This window comes from Holdemanella sp., assembly GCF_056804935.1.
In genome coordinates this window covers 8,827-12,484 of record NZ_DBMEXE010000024.1, presented here as the reverse complement: position 1 = coordinate 12,484, position 3,658 = coordinate 8,827, and the positions used below count along the sequence as shown (strand labels likewise).

General features: G+C 34.7%; 3 protein-coding genes and 1 pseudogene. All 4 read left to right on the top strand.

Annotation, left to right across the window (positions count from 1 at the left end; all coding sequences use genetic code 11):
- On the top strand, positions 1 to 1,339 hold a 1,339-nt coding region (locus tag ACZQCL_RS02330), incomplete at its 5' end, for a UDP-N-acetylmuramoyl-tripeptide--D-alanyl-D-alanine ligase (protein ID WP_482481762.1).
- Positions 1,336 to 2,391, top strand: coding sequence for a D-alanine--D-alanine ligase family protein (locus ACZQCL_RS02325; RefSeq protein WP_117571109.1), 1,056 nt, complete (start codon positions 1,336 to 1,338; stop codon positions 2,389 to 2,391). The genes ACZQCL_RS02330 and ACZQCL_RS02325, both read left to right, overlap by 4 nt.
- Positions 2,385 to 3,536, top strand: coding sequence for an alanine racemase (gene alr / locus ACZQCL_RS02320; RefSeq protein ID WP_227993525.1), 1,152 nt, complete (start codon positions 2,385 to 2,387; stop codon positions 3,534 to 3,536). The genes ACZQCL_RS02325 and alr overlap by 7 nt, the downstream gene beginning before the upstream one ends.
- Positions 3,533 to 3,658, top strand: a pseudogene (locus ACZQCL_RS02315) (acyltransferase family protein); the annotation flags it as partial. The gene alr and the pseudogene ACZQCL_RS02315, both read left to right, overlap by 4 nt.

The window sequence follows — 3,658 nt, the reverse complement described above, 5'->3', positions numbered from 1 at the left end:
TCAGGAAATAACAAATATGATGCATGCAACTGTGCATGGTGATATTGATGATACAAGAAAAATACATGGTGTTGTGATTGATTCACGACAGGTGACAAAAGATGTTTTATATGTACCAATTATTGGTCAAAGGGTAGATGGACATGTATTTGCCAAACAAACAATTGAAGATGGTGCTTTGATTAGTTTGTGGCAAAAGGATCATCTTCCATATCCGGATTTTCCAGTTATTTTAGTTGATGACACGCTTAAAGCTATGCAAGATCTTGCGAAAGCGTATTTAGATGAGTTACGTCCATTAGTAATTGGTGTAACGGGTTCTAACGGAAAAACTAGTTGTAAAGATATGTTATATAGTATTTTCTCACAAGAGAAAAAAACACAAAAAACACAGGGAAATCATAACAGTGAAATTGGGCTTCCATTAACTATTTTTGACTTTGATGAAGATATTGAAGTAGCGATTTTAGAAATGGGTATGGAAAACAAAGGCGAAATTACGCAGTTGACTTCAATTGCACAGCCAGATATTTCTGTGATTACTTCTGTAGGTTCAGCTCACATGGAAAATTTGGGCGGTAGACTTCAGATTGCTCAGGCAAAATGTGAAATTTTAGAGGGATTAAAAGAAAATGGCTTATTCCTTTATAATCATGAAAGTGAAGAAATAAAACAGGTTCTTTCGACTTTGAATACAGAAAATAAGAAAATCGTATCTTTTGGTCAAGGTGGAGATGTTTCTATCACAAGTGATATTAAATATGATAAAGAAGGAATTGTTTTTAACTGCAATATTCTAGATGCACCTGTTCATTTACGTGCATTTGGTGATTTTCAGGCTATGAACGCATTGCCGTGTATTTTTATCGCAAAGGCTTGTCAATTAAAAGAGGAATCTATTTTAAAAGGATTGGCTGATTTAGAAATGACAAAGATGCGTACACAGCTAATTCCAGTTTCAAATGCGTATATTTTAGATGATACGTATAAATCAAATCCAGAAAGCGCAAAGGCAGCTATCGATACATTGATGGAATTGCCTGCGCAAAAACATATCGCCATTTTATCGGATATGTTAGATCTTGGAAGTGAAGAAAAACAATTGCACTTTGATGTGGGCGAATACGCTAAACAAAAAGGTGTAGACGAACTATATTGTACGGGACCTCTTTCTAAAGAAACAAGTGATGGTTTTAATGGAAAGTGGTATGAAACAAAAGATGAGATATATGAAGCTGTTAAACCTTTGTTAGATCAAGATTGTATTGTTTTGATCAAGGGTTCAAGAGCTATGAAAATGGATACGTTAGTAGATGCATTTAGGGGGAAAAAACAATGAGTAAATTACGTTTAGGTGTCATATTTGGAGGACAAAGTAGTGAATACTCTGTTTCATTGCATTCTGTCGCTTCTTTTTTACGTCAGATTCATGCGGATAACTATGATATGACTTTAATTGGAATTAATAAAAATGGACATTTCTATTTATATAATGGAGATGTGGATTCGATTGAACATGATACATGGCAAAGTGAAGAAACTTGTGTATCTTGTGCATGGGTAAATGGTGGAATCATGCCTTTGGATGGTTCAAACAAAGTGATTGAATTGGATTGTGTGTTCCCAGTACTACATGGAAAAAATGGAGAAGATGGATTGATTCAAGGATTGCTTGAATTGATGAATATTCATTATGTAGGCTGTGATGTAATGTCAAGTGCTATGTCAATGGACAAAGAAATCATGCATATTCTTTGTAAGGAAGCAAATATTCCGTGTGCAGATTATATTTGTTTATACGCAAATCGAGAAAATCCTACATTTGAACAGATTCAAGAAGAGATTCCATTACCATGGATTGTTAAGCCATGCAATGCAGGAAGTAGCTATGGGGTTCATTTTGTGAATGATAAAGAAGAATTTGAAAGTGCATGTAAAGATGCTTTCTTCTATGATGGTCGCGGTAAGATCTTAGTTGAAAAAGTAATTAAGGGCTTTGAGATTGGTTGTGCTGTTATGGGAAATGAAGAAATCTTTACAGGATCAGTGGATGAAATTGAAATTAATGGTGGATTCTTTGATTTTGAAGGTAAGTATGAGATGAAGGGGGCAGCTATTTATTGTCCGGCTCGTATTGATGAAAAAACATTTAAAGAAGCACAAGAATTAGCTCGTAGAACCTATATTGCGATGAACTGCTGTGGTATGGCACGAGTAGATATGTTTGTGACAGAAGATAAAGAAGTGATTTTAAATGAATTGAATACAATTCCAGGATTAACGGCTACTTCTCGTTATCCTTCTATGATGAAAGAAGCTGGAATTGAATTTGCGGATTTAATTGATAAGCTAATTGAATTAGCTATGCAAAGGACTATTGGAGCATGTTAGAAGCTTATAGTCGGGCTTGGACAGAAATCGACTATGATGCGATTGCGCATAATGTAGAAGAAGTTAGAAAGCTCGTAAAGAAAACAAAAATTATGGGTATCGTCAAAGCCAATGCGTATGGTTTGGGTGATGTCGCATGTGCTAAGGCTTTACAAAAATGTGGAGTGGATTATTTTGGTGTTTCGAGTGTGGATGAGGCTTTGAACTTAAGAAATGCAGGAATTCAAGATAATATCCTAATATTAGGATATACACCTAGTATGCATTTTCACTATCTTCATGAACAAAATATCGTTCAATCTTTGATTTCTATTGAATATGCAAGAGAATTAAATGCGTATGCCAAGGAAAATAATGTAAAGATTCGTTGTCATTGTAAAGTAGATACAGGTATGTGCAGAACGGGTATTGTTTATCAAGAACAAGATAAACATATAGAAGATATTTATGAAGAGTATCGTATGGAAAATCTATGTGTAGAAGGCATCTTCTCGCATTTTCCTGTGAGTGATTGTTTGGATGAGAATTGTAAATCGTTTACGACCAAACAAATTCAATTGTTTGATGAAGTTATTGATTTATTGAAATCTCAAGGTATTGATCCAGGTATTCGTCATCTTCAAAATAGTTATGGAATTTTAAACTATCCAGAGTTGGAATATGAATATTGTAGACCGGGTCTACTTTATATGGGTGTGACGAGTGATGATCAAATTCCAATCCAAACAAATCCAGACTTTATTCCAATTATGTCTATGTATGCCAATGTTAGTTTGGTGAAATGGATATATCCTGGACAAAGTGTAAGTTATGGTCGTCATTTTGTGGCTGAAAAACCAACAAAAGTTGCGACAATGAGTATTGGATATGCGGATGGTTTACCACGTCTTTTATCGAATCAGGGATTTGAAGTGTTAGTACATGGCCAAAGATGTAAATTGATTGGAAACTTATGTATGGATCAATGTATGATTGATGTTACAGATGTAGACGATGTAAAAGAGGGCGATGTAGTGTGTATCGTAGGTCATCAAGGAAATGAAGTCGTTACTGTTGATCAAATTAGTCGTACGGCTAAGACTATCAACAATGAGACACTAACTTCGATTTCTTCGCGTGTACCTAGATTAAAGGTGCGCTCATGAAAAGACAGTATGCATCGATAGATATTGCACGTTATGTTTCGGCTTTATTAGTTGTATGTATTCATACATTTCCTTTTTTAGAAATTTCTGAAACATTTAATACGTACTTTATTCATACTGTA

Excerpts from the sequence above, each read along its gene's own strand:
- ACZQCL_RS02325 (WP_117571109.1), top strand. The coding sequence starts at position 1,336 with ATGAGTAAATTACGTTTAGGTGTCATATTTGGAGGACAAAGTAGTGAA.
- alr (WP_227993525.1), top strand. The coding sequence starts at position 2,385 with ATGTTAGAAGCTTATAGTCGGGCTTGGACAGAAATCGACTATGATGCG.